The sequence below is a fragment of the Thiosulfativibrio zosterae genome (assembly GCF_011398155.1).
Lineage (GTDB): Bacteria > Pseudomonadota > Gammaproteobacteria > Thiomicrospirales > Thiomicrospiraceae > Thiosulfativibrio > Thiosulfativibrio zosterae.
This window is the reverse complement of record NZ_AP021888.1, coordinates 374,812-394,409: the sequence shown is the minus strand read 5'-3', so window position 1 is coordinate 394,409 and position 19,598 is coordinate 374,812. Positions and strand designations below refer to the sequence as shown.

Sequence of the window (19,598 nt, the reverse complement as noted above, 5' to 3'; positions counted from 1 at the left end):
TTCTCTTAAAGTCCAGGGGCTTTCCACAAAGACTCGGTCAGCCCTCGTTTGACCAAATTGAGTTGCTCTACATAAACCGCCTGCCAACGCTCGGCAATTTGCGCATACAGCGCAGTGTTTGCAAGATTGGGCGCATAGGTTTTCTCCCAGCGCACCAGGGTTTTAGCCGCCTGAGGTAAAGACTCATAAATACCCACACCCACGCCAGCTGCCATGGCGGCACCTAAGGCGGTGGCTTCTTTAACCTCGGGAATTTGAATGGTTTTACCGGTGACATCGGCCAAAATCTGAGGCCATAATTGACCTTTACTTGCCCCACCCGCAAACACCAAGGTGTCGCTTGAAACCCCAGAAAACGCTTCAATCGCTTGCAGATTCAATGCCGACACAATACAGGCGTTTTCTTGCAAGGCACGAAACATCGACGCTTTGTTATATTTGCTGGCATCCAGCCCCAAATTAATAAACGACGGACTGGCGTGCATCCAATGGCCATAATGCATGGCATCTGAAAAAATTGGCAAAATCCCATAAGACCCCACCGGCACTTGCGCCGCTTGTTGCTCCATCAAGGTATAGGTATCCACACCCTGCGCGGCGGCTTGGTGTTTTTCTAACTCACAAAACGCATCTCTAAACCAGCGCATCACCAGTCCACTGAAAAAAGTAATGCCCTCGGCCTGCGACATACCGAGTACCACATGCGGATTCACCCGAATACTCATGTCTTTAGGCGGTGGTGTGTCTGCAGGAATATTCACCACCTGCTGCCAAAAAGTGCCGCCCAAAATCGCCGACTGACCCAATTCTACAATGCCCAGACCTGCCGAACCCAACTGTACATCACCCCCGCCAGCAATCACGGGTGTGCCGGCTGTAAGCCCAGTGGCCTCAGCAGCCGCTTGGCTCACCACGCCAACCGGCGTACCGGTTTCAATCGTGCTTGGAAAAATCGACTCAGAAATGCCTAAATCCGCACAAATTTTGACCAGGCCTGGTGAAAATTGGCGACTTTTAAGGTCAAAAATGCCCGCAGTTCCGGCGTTAGAAGGCTCGGTAATGATTTCACCCGAGAGTTCGGTGAGCACCCAATCACTGATCATATTAATATGACGCACGTGTGCAAAGCGTTCGGGATGATGTTGTTGCAACCACAACAAGCGCGGCAAAGCGCCTAACGCAAAGGTTTGGCCAGATGCGGCATAAAACTCTGCTTCAAGTTCGGGATAAGTGTGATGCAACCATTTCACTTGTTCACCCGCACGGGCATCCACATTGGCGACTGCCCAAATAGGTTGCTTTTGCGCGTTATAAAGCACAATGCCTTCGCGCATGGAGGTGGAAGAAATGGCTTTGATTTGTTCCGGTTGAATATTGGCCTGTTGGATAGCCGTTTTAATACAACGACACAATAATGGCCAATTGGCAGCGCAATCAAACGCCATGGAATTGGGCACATTCGGTTCACTGATATGAGTCCATTCCTCTTGACCCACGCCAAGTTGATGACCCGCCGTATCAAAAATCACCGCACGACCAGAGCCAGTGCCCGCATCTAAGGCCAATAAAACATCTTGCATCGTTGCTCCTTGATATCTAAAGTTTAGCCGTTCGGTTGGCGAAAACCCTTAGCTACAAAAATCAGAAGGCTAAAGCCTTCGCCCCATTAAGTTTTTAAAACACCTCGGGGCGCAGGCTTTAGCCTGCTTTCATTCGCCCTTTAAATTAATTTCACTCTGACCCCAATTACTTTCAATTACTTTTGGCGAAACAAAAAAGTGACACAGTTGGCGTAGATCCTTTGGTTCCAAAAATGAGAAGGCTAAAGCCTTCGCCCCATTAAGTTTTCAAACTCCTCGGGGCGCAGGCTTTAGCCTGCTTTCATTCGCCCTTTAAATTAATTTTACTTTGACACCAATTACTTATCTCAAGCCTTCTTCAGCTTCGCTTGTTCTAATTCCCAATATTCCATCTCAAACAACTCGCACGCAGACAAGGGTTTGTATCCGCCAAAGGCTTGGGCGCGTAGTACGGCTTCAAAGGTATGGTCATTGATGTCTTGGATAATTTGCACTTCTTTTTCAGACTTACCAAATGCAATCGAGCCAACATCTTTAATCACCGCATAATTCGGCGCCACATTTAAACAGGTTTCGTTTTTTGCGTATTTTTTAAAGTAGGCTTTGTATTGCTTAACATAAGCCGCTAATTCTTCGCGTATAAACTCGAGTCGTCCAGATAAAATCAGGGGTTTTTGTTTGGTGCGAATAATGTGATCTGGGGTGAGTACGCTGATTTGGTGAATCACTTCATCGGGTTGTGCCGCAAAAATTTGCGATACTTTCGATTCGTTTAAGGCGCCCATAATGTCTTCGGGGGCATCGGGGTATTTGAGTTCGGCAACGGCTTCAAACAATTCGTAAAAAAAGTCTTCTGAAATGCCTTGTTCGTCTTCCAAAACAGGCAAGCTGCTGTTTTTGCGTAAATAATCTTCGGCTTTGCCGGCCAATTCAATCATTTTGTCATAGGCGGCTTTGCCTGTGTCGGCAAAGGTAAACAAACCGTGATGCTCAAGCACCATGCCTTCAACTTTTGACCAATCCAAATCTTTGGTTTGCTCATACACCGCTTTGGCTAAAATAAATCCTGGCATCACATAGGGCACAAACACCACTTTGTCGCCGTAAAGTTTGCGCAACAGCTCGCCGCCTTTTGGGGTATTGCTTAAGGTGACTAGCGCATCTGCATGGGTGTGATCTACAAATTTAAACGGAATAATGGCATGCAAAATGGCCTCAACCGACGGATTGGGGGCTGACGCATCAATCATTGCTTCTCTTTGTTGGGCAACCATGTCAGTATCGCTCATGCTGTCGAGCTGTGCCATCGCCATTAAGGCCGACATTTTGACCGGCGCAAAACCCGCAGGTTCAATGGTTTCTAAATCCCAGCCAGAACCTTTGACATACAAAATGTCTTCGCCATTTACCGTGGATTTAACCGAGGTATTACCGCCGCCGTGCATGACCAAATTCATGTCTTTGCCCAATAAACGCGAGGTGTAAACCCGCATCTCTAAATCATTTTGAATACTGGTTGCTTCGCTGTCTTTCCAAAAGTTTTTCACTTAAACGCCCTCTTTCACAAACGGCTGACCGGGTTCCCAGTCGATATAAACCGAATCTTTTTCTTCTAGATGCGGGGCTTTAATAAAGACTGCCTTAAATGGCACATCACCTTCATTGCGGAAATAATGCGCCTCATTTGGATCACAACGCAAATACACGCCTGGCGTAATCACCACGCGCTCGCCATCCACATATACCGCACATTCGCCTTCAAGCCCTAAAAAAGATTCTTCTTGAATGGTGTGTTTGTGGCAAGGGTGATGTTCACCGGGTGTAATCACCACCACGCCTAAATCGACATTTGGGCCCAAAGTTAAGTATTTTGGACCATGCGTGCCAAAACGGTATTCGTGTTCATTTTCGTGAGTCATGTACATAAATAAAAATCCTTTATTTCTTAAATTGGTTCACTAGGAAAATCGCTGCGTAATAGATTGTGGATTTTGTCGTGTGTCTAAAATCGCGTCCACCAAAACCAAATCTTGTTCAACTCGATAATAAATGGCATAGGGAAAACGCCGAGCAATCATGACAAAATACCCCAATTTTGTAACCTGATGCACACCCGCTTTTATCACTAATGAATCAATATCTGCTTTTAGACTATCTAAAAAGTAATAACCTAGTTTTATTTGTTGATGCTCATAAAACGCAAAGCCCTTTTCTAAGTCTTGTTCAGCACGAAGCGACAAACGAATGTGCTTCATAATTTTTCTAGCCTTGCCTTAACCTCTGTCCAATCTGAATACTCAGCTTTATCTTCCTGAGCGGCCAGTAGCCTCTCTTTTAAAACATCTTCATGCCAATCAGGCAATATGGATGTTTCTGTTTTATTTGCTTTCTTAATGTCATTGGCACTTTGCACCAAATCATCCCAAAGTGCTTCCATCGTCATAATTTTTTCTTCAAAGGTCATGTTTTTAATATCTAAAGTGACTGCCATCTGCCTGCTCCATTATTCCTTAATGTGTTCCAGTATGCCCAAATCCGCCTTGTCCACGCGCCGTTGCTTCGCCAAAATCATCCACCTGTTCAAACAGGGGTTGTAGCACGGGGACGATGACCATCTGAGCAATTCGCTCCCCCACTTGAATGGTGTAAGGCGTATCGCCACGATTCCAGCAAGACACCATTAATGGCCCTTGATAATCTGAATCAATTAAGCCCACCAAGTTCCCCAAAACAATGCCATGCTTATGTCCCAAGCCCGAGCGCGGCAGTAACATTGCCGCATACCCTGGGTCATTCAAATGCACCGCCATGCCGGTTGGAATCATCACCACTTGCCCGGGTTGCAACTCTAGGGGCGCATTAATACAAGCGCGTAAATCCAAGCCTGCAGAGCCCGCAGTGCCATAATGTGGCATTTCAATTTCGTTGCCCAAACGGCTGTCTAAAATTTTGTATTGCACTTTCAGCGTCATTGTTAAACCACCCTAATTCTATTAATTTCCCAATTTTAACGATTTCAGTTCGTTAATTGGCAGTTTTATTTTGTTATTTTGCAACAAAATTGCCTCAATTAAATCAACAAGCTCAGCATAACGAGCTAGAATATCCTTAATAAAATGAATAGGTTGATTCAAGCGTTTCTATGAAAATCAAAAACCAACTCCTCTTAGCTTTGGGCGGTGTCTTCCTAGTTTTTATGCTAGGTGTCTGGTATTACGCCAATCTGGCCACGCAATCACTGAACGAATACTGGGCGCAACGCCTGATTGAAAAACAGTTATTTTTTGATAAAAACCGTACGCTTCAACCCATTCTGCAAGAAACCGCACTTGCCAAGCAAATGGCGCAAGAACCTGCCCTGCTGGCCATGGCATTAGATGATAACGACTTAGCTGCCCGAGAAGCCGGCCTAGCCGTTTTAGAAAATTACCGTTTAAAATTTCAAGACCACAGCTTTTTCGCCGCCTTTCGTAAAACCCAACACTATTTTTACAATGATGCGGATAACAGCCGCCAAAATAATCCCTTAGCCTACACGCTCAACCCCCAGACTGCTGACGACCAATGGTTTTTCCGCGCCATACAACTGACCGACCGTCCGTATCAAATTAATGTCAACAAAGACACTGTTCTGGGCACCACTAAGGTTTGGATAAACCTCCTGCTCAAACACCAAGGTGAAGTCGTTGGCATTATTGGCACTGGACTGGGACTAGATTCGTTTTTAAAACAAAGTGTCGACATTAGCCAACCAGGCATACGCAATCTGTTTATAGATGAAAATCTCAATATTCAATTAGACAGAGATGAAAGACGCATCAATTTAGCCAGTTTTATTAAGCCACCCTCAGAACAAGAAAACTTAAGTTTTCTACTCAGCCATCCAGAAGACCTTAACACCATTAAAACCTTTGCCAAACAATTAAAGTCTGCTAACAGTGTTGAACAAATCAAAACCTTCTGGAGCCACGATGACGGTAATCAGCGCCTGATTGGGATCACTTATTTACCTGAAATCGGCTGGTTTAACATCACGCTGTTTGAACCCGATGAGCTGGTTTTTATAGACCCATTATTTATTGTGTCCACGCTGTCTGGACTGATTTTGCTGATTTTGTTTATCTTATTCCGCGTGAATCATGCACTGTTTATCCAACCGCTGGTGCAACTCACCCAGTCCGTTCAACAATTTCGGGTTGACCCGCACCAATTGCCCAATACTTCTGTACGGGGTTATTCTCAAGAAATGGACACCCTTTCTACTGAGTTTAAAAGCCTGATTGAACAAGTTAAATATACCCAAGAAACGCTTGAACAAAGAATTCAAGAACGCACACTTGCCTTGCAAGAAAATGAAACCAAGCTCAATACCATCCTAAACATCATTCCGGCGTTTGTTTTTATCAAAGACCCAGCAATGCGCTTTACCTATGTGAACAAGGCGGTTCAAAATTTATTTAAAACCCCGCTGCGGGATATTATTGGTAAAACTGATCACAGTTTTTTCAATGAAGATTTTGCCAATTCCGCCGAAATTGAGGACCGCAAAGTCTTTGAAAAAGGTGAAGAGTCGCATAGAGAAGAATCTGTTCTAAACGATGCTGGAGAAGTGGTTAAAGTCCTTCATACCGTTAAAATTCCTCTAAAACATGAAAACGGCAGTGTATACGCCCTTTGCGGCATCGCCTGGGATATTACCCAACAAAAACAATCAGAATTAGCCACTAAGCAACTCGCTCTTTACGACAGCTTAACCCAGCTACCCAACCGCCGTTTACTGATGGAGCGTTTACAACAAGAGCAAACCCTTGGGCAACGCAAAAAAACTTATGCCGCTTTGCTATTTTTGGATTTAGACAACTTTAAACCTTTAAATGACAACTATGGGCACGACATTGGCGATCAACTCTTATTACAAACCGCCCAGCGCCTAACGCAAGCCGTTCGGGAAACCGACACAGTCGCTCGCTTTGGGGGTGACGAGTTTATTATTATATTGTCTGAACTCAGCACCGATTACAGCGAAGCCATGGCTTCAACCCAAAAAATTGTCGATAAAATTCTCTGGCAATTAGCCGAGCCTTATGATCTAACGCTTGCCCAATCTGGCTTGCAACACCAATGCACCCTCAGCATTGGCATCACACTGTTCAAAGGCCAAGGCTTTAACCCACAACAAATCATTCAACACGCGGATCAAGCGATGTATTTAGCCAAAAAACAGGGCAGAAACCGATCTCACCTATCTCCCTTTTCTGCCACCTCTTAAGCAATCGAACAAATCGAATATTGCAATAAAGTCTTAAAACTTCAATTCAACCTCTAAAACCATCATTTGATGGTTTTTATTGCCTGTCTAAGCTTTTCTCAAAACCTTTTATACACCCCTTAAATTTCTATACATTCATTTATTTCAGCCATTTACACAAAATAAACGAACGATACCACCTTTATTAATCAATTGAACTTATCAACTTTTTTATGTACAATAAGAACCAAAAGAACTTAACGGCCAAAAAAATGAAAATATCGTATCGCACAACCATCACGCTGATTTTACTGACCTACGGTCTTATATTTATTGGACTGTTTTATGCCAATAAAGAATTCAAATCAGACCTGAATGTTTACAATGTGTCGCAACAACACTACGAATCTAAATGGCAAGAACGCCAAGAGATGCTTAATCGCTATCTCAATTCATTTGCGCCTGTTTTAAAAGCCTTAGAAAACAATCACGATTTTTCGCGTTTTGTCAGTCAAAATGACAACCTTGATGAAATGACCAATCTATTTAAAACCATTAAAGACGCCTTTAGCTGTGTTCTAAAAGCGCGTTATGTGGATGCGTCTGGGCAAGAAGTCATTCACATAGAAGGTGCCGCGAATGACGATGAACTGATTTCGCAAATACCCACTCGAGAACTACTCCCCAAAGAAATGAGCAATATCGCTGATACGCCCTATTTTCAGCAATTTAAAGCCTTGCCGCCCAAACAAATCAGCATTTCCGATTTTGAAATCACCGAATTGCATACAAACAATAGCGCATCCACCCATCGCGTTTTATTGCACTTTGGTATGCCGGTCTATCAAAAAGGCGAATTTAAAGGGGTTGTGATTTTATCGGTTTGCCTTAAAAACTTTTTTACCCTATTTAATAACACCACGCTATACAACTTGTATTTGCTGGACAAAAACAACAACTCCATCATGCAAACTTCTTTAAATGAAGGTGACTTGAACCCTATCATTCCAGTTTCGCAACACTTCACCACAGACGAGTTGCAAAATATTTTGCATAACGACCGTTATTTTGGCGGGCATTTTTATAGCGCATCCTACCAACATCCAAACTCACCCTATGAGTACAAGATTATTTTGGATGCAAAATATCAAACCATGGCAGAAGAAGGCAGTTTTACCACCAATATCATGCTGGGCATTATGCTGTTAACCCTAATGCTAACCTTGCCTTTGGCCTTACGCCTGGCCAAAGAACCAGAAAGACTACTGTTTGAACTAGACGAAAAAGCCCACACCGATGAGTTAACTCAGTTACCTAATCGTAATACGCTGATTGAACACTTAGTTGCCAATCCCAAACAAAACATTCTCATCATCTCGATTGATGGCTTTTACGAAGTGACCAACCTCTATGGCTACAAGGTTGGCGACGAATTATTGAAAAAATTTGCAGAATTACTCACAAACCTCAATATGCAAAATGAGATAAAGCCCTTCCATTTAAAATCACATTACTATGCCCTAGCGTTTGAGTGTAAACACCCGCATTTGATTGAAGAAAAAATGATGCTATTGCACACCACCATCGAAAACAGCTCGGTGATTTTATCGAATGGACTCGAGTTAAATATATCGGCAACACTTGGTATTGGCAGCTTAACGGATGAAGTCAGAAGCCCCACAGAAACTCTTTTAGAAGCCGAAATGGCATTAGAGCAGGCTCGCAAACTGCGTTATCCCTATTTGATTTTGTCGAATGAAAAAGCCGCCATTCAAAGAGAATATCAGACCAAAATCGCCATGATTAGTTTGGTTAGGGAATCGGTTATCCAAAGAAAAGTCATTGCACACTATCAGCCCATTTATAACAACCAAACTGGGGCTATTGAAAAATATGAGGCATTGATGCGACTGGACTGCCCGGGTCACGGCCTGTGCTATCCAAATGATTTTATGGAGATTGCCAAAACCACCAAGCACTACCCAAAAATGACACAGCAGATGATTAAGCAAGTCACGCAAAAATTAGCCAGCTTGCCTAATCACATCAAAATTTCTATTAATTTTAGCCTGCTCGACATCAGCCACACGGAAGTCGTTAATACCCTGATCAGCGAAGTCACTCGCCACAAGGTTGCTCAACAGCTTATTGTAGAACTGGTGGAAACCGAGGACTATTCCAATTTTGAAGAAATACTCAGTTTAGCCAAACTGCTGCAAGATATTGGATGTGAAATGGCGATTGATGATTTTGGATCGGGTTACGCCAATTTCCAAAACATTATTAAACTGCGCCCCTATTTAAGCTACCTAAAAATTGATGGTTCTATCATTCGTTATTTAGAACAAGATGAAACCCACCAACAAATGGTGAAAAGCATTATCAGCTTTGCAGAAAGCACACAACTTAAAACGATTGCAGAATTTGTACACGATAAAGCCACCTTTAAACGCGTCATTGATATGGGCATAGATTTTTCACAAGGGTATTTCATCAGCCAACCTAATCCAGACACTTTAAGTGCAGAAGAGATTCTTAAACTTCCCTTGAGTTAGAGACTCATAGATACTTAATGCCACATAAAAAAACTACCCAAAAACTTAAGGGTAGTTTTTTATGAAACCTCATTAAAAACCTTTATACACACAATAATTTTCTGATTATACAAGTACTTTTTTACCCCCTAGAATAATCAACTTATTTTAATTACCCTCCAACAACCAGGAAAACCCATGTCAAACACTGCAGAAACCACCTTACGCTTTATTGCCAATGTGAATGCCAACTGGGAAATCGATTTTGTCAACGAAGACTACCTCAACTGGCTCGGATACCACGAAAACGAATTACTCGGCAACCAAACAGATATCATTCGCGCGCCCAACAGCCCAACCTCCCTCATGGAAATGATTCGTTTTAGAAGCAGTATTGGCAAAACCGTCAGCACCCCCTTAAAAGAAAAACGGCGAAACCTATTGGGTGGATATGCGCGTACAGCCCAAAATGATTGGCGGCAAATTTAACGGCTACACCTCGGTTAAACGCCTAATCACCGACCCACAAAGAATTGCCCAACTTGAAGCCACCTATCAAGACTTGCACTCGGGCAAAACCATTTTGGTTCACGGACAATACATCAATGCCCTAAGCTATCGCATTAAGCATTTTTTAGGGATTACCCATTTTTCGCTCACCACCAAAACAACCCTCTCCATGTTGGCTGTTGTCATCCTGATACTCGGTGGCGCGCTGATTAACGAGCGCGCTCAAGAAACTAAAATTTATCAAACCTCAGTCACTCAAGAATCTGAAAAACTCAACACCGCCATCCAAACTTACTTTGAGAAAAAACTCGACATAGGCGAATCCGCACTGGCAGGGATTACCAACTCGCCCAGTTTTTGGATGAGCTTTAACGATCGTGATTTAGGCATGCTTGATGGGCAAATGAAAGGCTTAACCGCCTATTTTGCCAAACACAGTAAAAACAAAAATGTACGCATCCAACTGATTGATGAAAAAGGCGTTGCTTTTTACCGCAACTGGGTTGAAAACCAAGTAGAAGACGATGTTTCTTGGCGTGATGATGTGCAAGAACAATCTAAAAACCCACAAGTACGTCGCGCCTATTCTTTAGGACGACTCGGCTTCACTCTCAAAAATCACATACCCGTTTACAACTTAGATAAAGAATACACCGGCTCGGTGACTTTGGTGCAAGGCCTGGCTTCTATTCATAAAGATTTATTAGCTGAGGGCATTACCCTTCTTGCAATCATGGACACCTCAGTCCTCAATCAAAACCAACAAAAAGTGAAAACCAATCCTGCGGTATTTAGCGATGAACGCTTTGTGCTGTCTTCTAAAAAGCATTTTGAATCCGAACAAACCCAGCAGCTACTTGCCTACCTAAAAGACAAATCCAGCGATGCCTTGTTAAAAAATGGCATTATGGTGGATAAACAATTTTTCAGTGTGTCCTCGCCCATTAAAGACTCGCAAGGTAATACCTATGGCTATCTAGTCGCTGCCGAACCTGCGGCACAATTTAATGAATTCCTAGCCGACCAAGTCAGCATTGCCCAAACGGTTTTTATTGGTATTCTTATTACCGCCCTGCTGCTGAGTATCATCGCCATCAGCATTATGGTGGTCTTGGTGATTCGCCCGCTTAAACACGCACAAGAAACCATGAGTAATGCGGTCAAAGAACAAGACCTGTTTGTCCGCCTACCCTCACTAGGAAGAGATGAAATCGCTCAAATGGCCAAAGCCTACAACGACCAAGCCATGTTGTCACAAGTGGTCATCTCAGAAACCAATACCGCGCTCGAAGAAATTTTGCACGGTCGTCTAAATCACACCATCGACTTTGAGTTTAAGTCTGACAATGAACTACTCAAAACCCGCCTCAATAAAACCTCTCAAGGATTACAAAGCACCTTTGAGTTAATCGGCCAAGTCATGAATGACCTTAATCAAGGTAATTTCAGCGCCAAACACACTCATCAACTGCCCGGGGCTTACGCCACGGTGGTTAACGACTGCACCACCGCTATGCATTCGCTTAACACCATTTTCAGCGAAATTTCGACCATTATGAATCATGCCGCGCGCGGTCAATTCACCCAACACATCACCGGCAAAGCCAATGGCGATGTTGAAGCGCTTAAAAGCACCATCAATGCCACGCTCAACCAACTGGAAGCTGGATTTGCCGATGTCATCAGCGCCGCCAATCGTTTGGCAGAAGGTGATTTAACCCACCCAATTACCAATTCCTATGAATACCGACTCGACGAAGCCAAACAAGCCATCAACCAGTCGATGACTGGGCTAAGTCAAACCTTGCAAGAAATTTCTAACATTGCTATTCAATTGCAAAACGATGTGGCATCGGTCAATGAAGGCACGCAAAATCTCAATGACCGCACTCAACAACAGGCAGCCTCTTTAGAACAAACCGCCTCAGCCATGGAGCAAACCTCTGCGCAAACCCGTAGCAATTTGCAAAACACCCAGTTGGTTAACGAAATCTCGCAAAAACAAGCGCAACTGTTACTCGAAGCCAATGACAAAATGCTACACACCAAAACCTCTATGGGCAATATTCGTGCGGCATCCGATAAAATTCGTGACATCACCAGCCTGATTGATTCAATCGCCTTCCAAACCAATCTCTTAGCGCTTAACGCCGCCGTTGAAGCCGCCCGAGCGGGCGAACATGGCCGCGGCTTTGCCGTGGTGGCCTCTGAGGTGCGCAACCTGGCAGGTAAATCTGCCGATGCCGCCAAAGAAATCAGTCATCTGGTTGAACAAACCGCGCAAGCCATTAATATTGGGGTTACTCAAGTGGATACCGTGGCCGAGGCGCTAGACACCATTACCCAGGAAACCGACAAGGTTCGTAATCTGGTAGAAGAAGTGACTCAAGCATCACAAGAACAATCCACCGGTATCGATGAAATCAATAAAGCCATTGGCAATATTGACGCCACTACCCAACAAAACGCCGCCTTGGTTGAAGAAACCTCTGCCACCGCAGACTCTATGGCGCAATCGTCACAAGAACTTCGCCAATCCGTACAGCGTTTTCAAATCGCAGGGCAAAACACACGCTTAAAATAGCCTGAGCCTAGTTTGCTTTTTTACTGCAAAAAGCCGCTAAATTTAACCAGGCCTGGTTAAATTTAGCGCTTTTTAAGGCTTTTTCCAAGCCAAATCCTGACTAAATTCGCCACCACCTTCACCACCTACTGTATAGTATTTGTTTTACTTTAATGAAGTCACTATCATGAATCGTCAAAAGAAAATTTCCCAAATTATCAAACGCCGCCTAAAACAACATCGTGCCAAAACGGCTGCGCCTAATCCCAATAAAGAACGCTATATTTCCAAAGCCGAGCGTGCTCAAATGCAAGCCGAACAAGCGGCCATAGAAACCACAGAGCCATCAGAGCCAACCACGCCACAACCGAGTGAAAACCCATGATTAAACTCACAGAATACAGTCATGGCGCTGGCTGCGGCTGTAAAATATCGCCCAAAATTTTAGACAGCATTTTGCAAACTCAAATGACGGTGGCACCGCATCCCATGTTATTGGTTGGCAACAGCACCAAAGACGATGCCGCCGCTTATGATTTGGGCAATGGCACCTCGGTGCTCAGCACCACCGATTTTTTCATGCCGATTGTTGACGACCCTTACACCTTTGGACGCATTGCGGCGACCAATGCCATCAGCGACATCTACGCCATGGGCGGCAACCCGCTCATGGCGATTGCCATCTTTGGCTGGCCGATTGACAAACTGCCGCCAGAAATTGGTCAACAAGTCATCGAAGGCGGACGCGCCACCTGCGAAGCCGCCGGCATTCCTTTGGCGGGCGGCCACTCAATTGATGCGCCAGAACCGATTTTCGGCTTGGCGGTCACGGGCCTGGTTAACAACCAACACCTCAAACGCAACGCCTCCGCCGAGGCAGGCTGCGAACTTTTTCTCACCAAGCCCTTAGGCATTGGCATACTCACCACAGCGCAAAAACAAAAGAAAATTCAACCCGAACATCTGGATATGGCGATTGATGCCATGACCACTTTAAATAAAGTAGGCGCAGAATTTGCCAAACTAGACGGCGTAACAGCCCTAACCGATGTCACCGGCTTCGGTCTATTGGGCCACCTGCTGGAAATTTGCGAAGGCAGCCAAATACAAGCACAAATCCATTTTGATAAAGTCCCAGTTTTGCCGCACGTTTTAGACTATCTTGCACAAGGCTGCACGCCGGGTGGCACAGGGCGCAACTTTGAAAGCTATGGTCACAAGGTGGGTATGCACAATGCCACGCCCATGAGCCATGAACACAAAATGATTTTGTGTGACCCGCAAACGTCCGGCGGACTTTTGGCAGCCGTCAAGCCCGAAGCCATTGCTGAATTTAAAGCCATCGCGCTGGCCGCGGGGCTCAGCTTAGAATCGATTGGCCAAACGCTTCCAGCACAAACGCAACGCCATTGGGTTGAGATTATTGAATGACAAAACTCACTGAATTCACCCACGAGCTTCCTCAAACAGATGACTTTAGGCGCATTGTTTTTGAACAAACGCCGCTGATTGATGTGCGAGCGCCCATTGAATTCAAGCAAGGCGCGTTTCCAAGCGCCATCAATTTGCCTTTAATGACCGATGACGAACGCCAAAAAATAGGTCTATGCTATAAACAGCAAGGTAATGCGGCAGCAGTCAAACTGGGCCATCAACTGGTCAATGAAGCGACACGCGCACCCAGAGTGCAAAGCTGGCTAGACTTCAAACAACACCATCCCGATGCCCTACTCTATTGCTTTAGAGGCGGCATGCGCTCTAAAATTTCGCAACAATGGATGGCTGATGCCGGACAAGACATCATCCGTTTAAAAGGTGGCTATAAAGCCTTTCGCCGTTTTTTGATTGATTTTCTAGACCAAGCGCCAGAATTGTTGTCACAACAAAACATTCAACCTTGGGTTTTAGCTGGTCGCACCGGTTCTGGCAAAACGCTGGTCATTCAAAAACTGCACAATGCCCTAGACCTTGAAGGCCTTGCCAATCATCGTGGTTCAGCCTTTGGTCGCCATGCGTCACCGCAACCCACCCAAATCAACTTTGAAAACCAACTGTCTATGGCACTGATGCGTTTAATCGACAACCCAGAAAAACCCATTCAAAATATCGTCGTTGAAGACGAAGGCCGAAATATCGGCTCGGTTGACATCCCCAAACCCTTATTTGAGAAACTCAAATCTCATGCGCGCGTTATTTTAGACACGCCCCTAAGCGAGCGCCTTGCGATTACATTTGACGAATATGTGATACAAGCACAGCAGGAATACCCAACTTTGACTCGCTGGGAAAACTTTATGCGAGATGCTTTGCTACGCATTCAAAAGCGACTGGGAGGCGAACGCTATCATCGCGTTTTACATCAATTTAACGAAGCCCAATACTTACAGCACCAAACGGGAAATATCGAATTTCATCAAAAATGGATCAAAATCCTATTGGTGGAATACTACGACCCCATGTACGACTATCAACTGCAAAAAAATCAATTGCCCATTGCGTTCAAAGGCAACGCCGAAGAAGTCTTGGCATTTTTCGCTTCTCAAGCAGAGTGAAAACGCTTGGGCAAAAATTCCAAGAAGGCTAAAGCCTTCGCCCCTATGGAAATTGCCATCTTTGGGTCTTTGGGGCGCAGGCTTTAGCCTGCTTTCAACTTAAATCAAAAATTTTACAACTCATTTATTAAGGTCGCTTTTGCAATTTGTATTTCTAAATGACACTGTTTAATCGCGCCCTTGTTACTTTTTGGCTCGCCCAAAAAGTAACCAAAAAATCGACCCTCTCATCATTTCTATGCCCCTAAAACTCAGGACTGGAAAGTGGCGAACTCGCTACGCTCAAACAGCGCCACTTTTTCTCCAGTCCTTTCGTTAAGGGGCATCACGAAATGATTCAAAGGGGAGCTTTAGGCATTCTGACAGAGCCGTTTGTTCTTTCAGAAGAAAACCTTTATCCCCCTTGAAGACAATTCGTAAGACCTCTTAGTGAAGGCGACAGATAAACAGCTGCGCATGTTTGAGCGTAGCGAGTTCGCAGCTGTCTGGCGACAAGCTTAGAGGGCTAGAATTGACTGATCGCCTTTTTTGGTTACTTTTTTGGCGAAGCAAAAAAGTTACATGGGCGCTAGGCACAAAACATAATTTAGAAATACAAACCCCAAAAGCGACCTTAAAACTAAAATCTCAAACAGGGGCAAAAATCCAGGAAGGCTAAAGCCTTCGCCCCTAAATTTCAAAACAGAATAATCGGGGCGCAGGCTTTAGCCTGCTTTCATTTCAAATCAAAAACTCACCCCTAAGACAACACTAATAAAGCACGTAGCTTTTTCTGTCCAAACCTAGCCATTTCTGTGAATTGTTTTTTGCTGATGGGAATTTGTTGAAAATCGGTTTGGGTTAAATGCGGATGATCGTCTTGATCTGGGTCATTAATATACACAAACCCCTCATCTGATGCCGCAAGATACACCCAATGCGGTGCTTTATTGCGATTGAGGCGCCAAGTGCTAATCAACGCCAAAATTGGCAAGCCTTGTTGCAAAATACTTTCAAGTTGCTCGGCTTCTAAGGATTGGACACTGACTTCAATATCGGTTTCTGAAATTTGGCGCATAAACTCTTCATGCACCAACTCTATCACTTGTTTTTTTTCGTTATCACGCACACCATCCATAAAAGGCACATCCGGTGTATTAATATACAAATGCACTTTAAGCCCTCTGCGCCATGCGCTCAAGGCCAAGCCATGTGGCGAACAACCACCATGCCCACTGGTCATAAAAATGGTGGTGGCTTCACGCCAAATTTGCAATTCTTCAGCACGATTCATGTCATAACGATGATTGAGGGTTTGAAGTGCCATCATTAAAGACGCTGGCCCGCAGCTAAACTCGGTGGTTTGTTCGTAATAGGGTTTTGGCTGAGCGGTTTTTAAGGCTTGGGTCATGAGTCGCTTTTCCATGCGGAAAGCATCCTGCCCATCCTCATAATATTCCACGATGCGACTGAGTTTTTTGTATCCACTCTTTTCATACAAACTTAAAGCGGCCTGATTAGACACTTTTACTTCTAAGCGCAAATACACACACTGACGCTCAACCACTGCTTGCTCTGCTGTGCGGAGTAATTGTCGAGAAAAACCTTGTCCTTGAAAGTCGGGATGCACGGCAATCGAATAGAGCCTGGCTAAGTTGGTGCCTGAACGATACAACACCAAAGCATAACCTACCAATATTTCAGCTTGAGACAACACCCAAATATCATGCGAACCGGGTTTTAAAAAATTTTGAAAACTGCGGCGCGATAATTTATCACCACTGAAACAACTATTTTCAAGCACCAATAATGCCTTTAAATCATCCGGCTCAGCCTTGCGTAATTGAGAAGCCTTAATCATTGGCTAACATCCCTTTAATGGCTAAGCCGATCATTTGCCGGCTGCGAAACAACACTTGTTGCTGCCAGCTGACTTCTTGAGGATAGAAAAAGTCTTTCATGAGCTGCACGGGTTTGGCATCAATATTTCTAATTTGCCCTTTGGGTAAGGTGTTTTGGTAGATTTGTTCACGCAATAATTCGCTGATGAGTTTATCAACCGGATAGGTGCCATATTCAAGGGTAATAAAACAGCCCCTATCGCCCATAACCTCATACCAATGATAATCCAGCAACCCCAGTTTTGGCGGCGAACAGGACTCGCCCAAATGGGCCGAACAGGCGTTGGCGCCATAGAGTTTTTCAACCCATTTAAAACTCGGCGTGTTGGGCAAATGGTCATTAATGGCTTCGCCATAGCCATAAGGCCCTAGGCCAGTGTGGCAGTCAATCACACAGATTTTTTCGGCCGTTTCAAAAAAGAAGTTTCGGGTGATTTTTTCGAGCACTTGGCGCGACCAACCGGGTGCTTTGCCACCATAAAACAAGCCTTCTGGGTCTTGATATTGGCCTCGCGTAATCTGCTCAACAAAATTATTAAAGGGCACATTACGCCATAGGTCGCTGAAATCTTCAGCGTTTATCCAACGACTGTCGTGCAATAAATTTTGAAAGGATTCGTAATCTTGGTTAGGTGGCAAAGGCGCAGAAAAATCAATGAAATTGCGATTAAGATCAATCCCTTGATGGTCGCCACGGCGCACCCATGCGAAACCCCAAGGGTTCATGGCATGAATCAGAACCACACCCAAAGATGGTTGGCTTTTTAAAACTTCTTGCAAGAGCGGCAAGGCATCGACTTGAATGGCGGAGCCGGTAAACCCCTCAACCCCATGAGTGCCCGCTATGACCACCAACACTTCTTTTGGCAGACGACTTTGCCCCAAAAAAACGCCTTCACAGGCCAGCTTTTCGCCCTTAGGACCGGTGAGCGGATGAACATACTCAAACTTCTCGACCATTAATTTGGGGTCAAATTTCGCCAACGACTGTTGAAATTTTTGGCGTGCCCCAGCATAGTCATTTTGAAAAGCCGTTAAGTCCATCGACGCTTGTAAATTCAACATAAATCACCTCAAACTGCAAAGCTAAATCATACGCTGTCTATTATTAAAAAGGGTTAAAAATAACACTTTTTTCGTTAAAAACAGCGTAAAATTTTGTGACTAAACCTGCAAAATAATGCTCTCACTGTTCAATAACTTTTACATCCCTCAGCCTCCAAAGGAGCTTCCCCGCATGAGCCATTTTTATGTCGTTGTTGAAAAACTCAAAGACTGGCAACCCTATTTTCCAAGCCCCGATGTGATTACATTTGATGACTATTTACATCGCGTACCTGAATCGGCCAAAAAACGCGTTAGAGTCATTAACCTGTGTCGCGACTATCGCTACTTAAAAACGGGCTATTACTGCTCTTTGCTGGCAGAAGCGCGTAATCACCATGTATTGCCATCAGTGGCGACCATTAATAATTTAAAAACCAAATCACTCTCGAGCGTGCAACTAGAAGACACCAGTAAACCCTTATTAAATTTGACGGCAGGCTTACCTGGCGAAATCAAAGTGATTAAAAGCTGGTTTGGCAAAACCTTAGATAAATCCTACGCCAAACTCACGCAAATGGTGTTTGAAAAATTTCCCAGTCCATTGCTTGAAATCAGCCTTGAATTTAAACAACAGTGGGTGATTAAACAGGTAAAACCCTTAGCGTTAAAAGCCTTGAGCACACCCGAAGAACAAGAAAGTTTTGCCAAGGCCTTTGAAAACTTCAGCTTGCAAATGTGGCGCAAGCCCAAAGCTCGCAAACAATACCGTTATGATATGGCGATTTTAACCAACCCAGACGACCCCTTGCCACCCAGCGATCCTGAAGCTTTAGCCTTGTTTGTTAAAGCTGCCAATAGCTTGGGCATAGGCACCGAATTTATTACCAAAAAAGACTATATGCGTTTGGCAGAATATGATGCGCTGTTTATTCGTGAAACCACCTCGGTGGATGATCACACCTATAAATTTGCCAAAAAAGCCGAAGCCGAAGGTTTGGTGGTGATTGATGACCCAACATCCATTTTGCGCTGCACCAACAAAATATATTTGGCCGACCTGCTCAACACCCACAAGGTGCCTACGCCCAAAACGGTCATTTTAAATCAGCCCTCCGAGGCACGCTTAAGACAATTAGAAAGTGAAATTCCCTATCCGATTGTTTTAAAAATTCCGGATGGTTCGTTTTCCCGAGGCGTGGTGAAAGCCGAAAACTTTGCCGAACTGCAAGCCAGCGCCAAACAACTGCTCAGCGAGTCAGCTTTGTTATTGGCACAAGAATATATGTACACCGATTATGATTGGCGCATCGGCGTGTTTAACCACAAACCGCTGTTTGCAAGCCGCTATTACATGGTCAAAGACCACTGGCAAATTTATAACCATGAAACTGGCGAAGCGGTGTCTGGTGGATTTGATACCCTTCCCACCTACGAAGCCCCGAAAAAGGTCATAGATGTGGCACTCAAAGCCACCAAACTGATTGGCGATGGTTTTTATGGCGTGGATCTAAAACAAAGTGGCGACCGCGTGGTGGTGATTGAAGTAAATGATAACCCCAGTATAGATTCAGAGGTGGAAGACATGTTCTTGGGCGAACAACTGTATGTGGAAATTATGAAAGAAATCTTGCGTCGTTTAGAACTACAAGGCAAATAGTACGTTACTCAACAATGGCTCACATGG

General features: G+C 44.5%; 16 protein-coding genes. 8 read left to right on the top strand and 8 right to left on the bottom strand.

Annotated features, from left to right (window positions below):
- Positions 1-5: 5 nt before the first annotated feature.
- The 6 genes from lsrK to dut all read right to left on the bottom strand — a co-directional run bounded on the left by lsrK (position 6) and on the right by dut (position 4,552).
- Entirely contained in the window at positions 6-1,580 is a 1,575-nt protein-coding gene (lsrK, locus tag THMIRH_RS01540; protein ID WP_173290089.1) for an autoinducer-2 kinase, read from the bottom strand.
- A gap of 347 nt (positions 1,581-1,927) precedes the next feature.
- Entirely contained in the window at positions 1,928-3,127 is a 1,200-nt protein-coding gene (locus tag THMIRH_RS01535; RefSeq protein ID WP_173290087.1) for a class II aldolase/adducin family protein, read from the bottom strand.
- Positions 3,128-3,505, bottom strand: coding sequence for a cupin domain-containing protein (locus THMIRH_RS01530; RefSeq protein WP_173290085.1), 378 nt, complete (start codon positions 3,503-3,505; stop codon positions 3,128-3,130).
- Positions 3,506-3,538: 33 nt separating this feature from the next.
- Positions 3,539-3,835, bottom strand: coding sequence for a type II toxin-antitoxin system RelE/ParE family toxin (locus THMIRH_RS01525; protein WP_173290083.1), 297 nt, complete (start codon positions 3,833-3,835; stop codon positions 3,539-3,541).
- Positions 3,832-4,071, bottom strand: coding sequence for an addiction module protein (locus tag THMIRH_RS01520; protein ID WP_173290081.1), 240 nt, complete (start codon positions 4,069-4,071; stop codon positions 3,832-3,834). Before THMIRH_RS01520 ends, THMIRH_RS01525 begins: the two co-directional genes overlap by 4 nt.
- 19 nt (positions 4,072-4,090) lie before the next feature.
- Entirely contained in the window at positions 4,091-4,552 is a 462-nt protein-coding gene (gene dut, locus THMIRH_RS01515) for a dUTP diphosphatase (RefSeq protein ID WP_173290079.1), read from the bottom strand.
- A gap of 170 nt (positions 4,553-4,722) precedes the next feature.
- On the opposite strand from dut, the gene THMIRH_RS01510 reads away from it, so the two are divergent.
- From THMIRH_RS01510 to mnmH, 7 genes are all read left to right on the top strand, one after another.
- On the top strand, positions 4,723-6,849 hold the full coding sequence (locus THMIRH_RS01510; RefSeq protein WP_173290078.1) for a GGDEF domain-containing protein: 2,127 nt from the start codon (positions 4,723-4,725) through the stop codon (positions 6,847-6,849).
- Between the two features lie 251 nt (positions 6,850-7,100).
- Complete coding sequence (locus THMIRH_RS01505; protein ID WP_173290076.1) at positions 7,101-9,383, top strand: EAL domain-containing protein; 2,283 nt, start codon at positions 7,101-7,103, stop codon at positions 9,381-9,383.
- Between the two features lie 177 nt (positions 9,384-9,560).
- Entirely contained in the window at positions 9,561-9,851 is a 291-nt protein-coding gene (locus tag THMIRH_RS01500) for a hypothetical protein (protein WP_173290074.1), read from the top strand.
- The gene (locus tag THMIRH_RS01495; protein WP_173290072.1) at positions 9,814-12,456 is read left to right on the top strand and encodes a methyl-accepting chemotaxis protein; all 2,643 of its coding nucleotides are present in this window, start codon (positions 9,814-9,816) and stop codon (positions 12,454-12,456) included. Before THMIRH_RS01500 ends, THMIRH_RS01495 begins: the two co-directional genes overlap by 38 nt.
- A 166-nt stretch (positions 12,457-12,622) precedes the next feature.
- The gene (locus tag THMIRH_RS01490; protein WP_173290070.1) at positions 12,623-12,820 is read left to right on the top strand and encodes a DUF2986 domain-containing protein; all 198 of its coding nucleotides are present in this window, start codon (positions 12,623-12,625) and stop codon (positions 12,818-12,820) included.
- Positions 12,817-13,866 (top strand): selenide, water dikinase SelD, encoded by a 1,050-nt coding sequence (selD, locus tag THMIRH_RS01485; protein WP_173290068.1) that lies wholly within the window; start codon positions 12,817-12,819, stop codon positions 13,864-13,866. Before THMIRH_RS01490 ends, selD begins: the two co-directional genes overlap by 4 nt.
- Positions 13,863-14,987 (top strand): tRNA 2-selenouridine(34) synthase MnmH, encoded by a 1,125-nt coding sequence (gene mnmH / locus THMIRH_RS01480; protein ID WP_173290066.1) that lies wholly within the window; start codon positions 13,863-13,865, stop codon positions 14,985-14,987. Before selD ends, mnmH begins: the two co-directional genes overlap by 4 nt.
- Before the next feature lie 739 nt (positions 14,988-15,726).
- On the opposite strand, the gene rimI is transcribed toward mnmH, so the two are convergent.
- Positions 15,727-16,827, bottom strand: a complete 1,101-nt coding sequence (gene rimI / locus THMIRH_RS01475; RefSeq protein WP_173290063.1) for a ribosomal protein S18-alanine N-acetyltransferase — start codon at positions 16,825-16,827, stop codon at positions 15,727-15,729.
- On the bottom strand, positions 16,820-17,932 hold the full coding sequence (locus THMIRH_RS01470) for a DUF2817 domain-containing protein (RefSeq protein WP_173290061.1): 1,113 nt from the start codon (positions 17,930-17,932) through the stop codon (positions 16,820-16,822). The genes rimI and THMIRH_RS01470 overlap by 8 nt, the downstream gene beginning before the upstream one ends.
- A 172-nt stretch (positions 17,933-18,104) precedes the next feature.
- Between THMIRH_RS01470 and THMIRH_RS01465 the strand changes: the two genes are divergently transcribed.
- Positions 18,105-19,571, top strand: coding sequence for a RimK family protein (locus THMIRH_RS01465; RefSeq protein ID WP_173290059.1), 1,467 nt, complete (start codon positions 18,105-18,107; stop codon positions 19,569-19,571).
- Positions 19,572-19,598 lie beyond the last annotated feature (27 nt).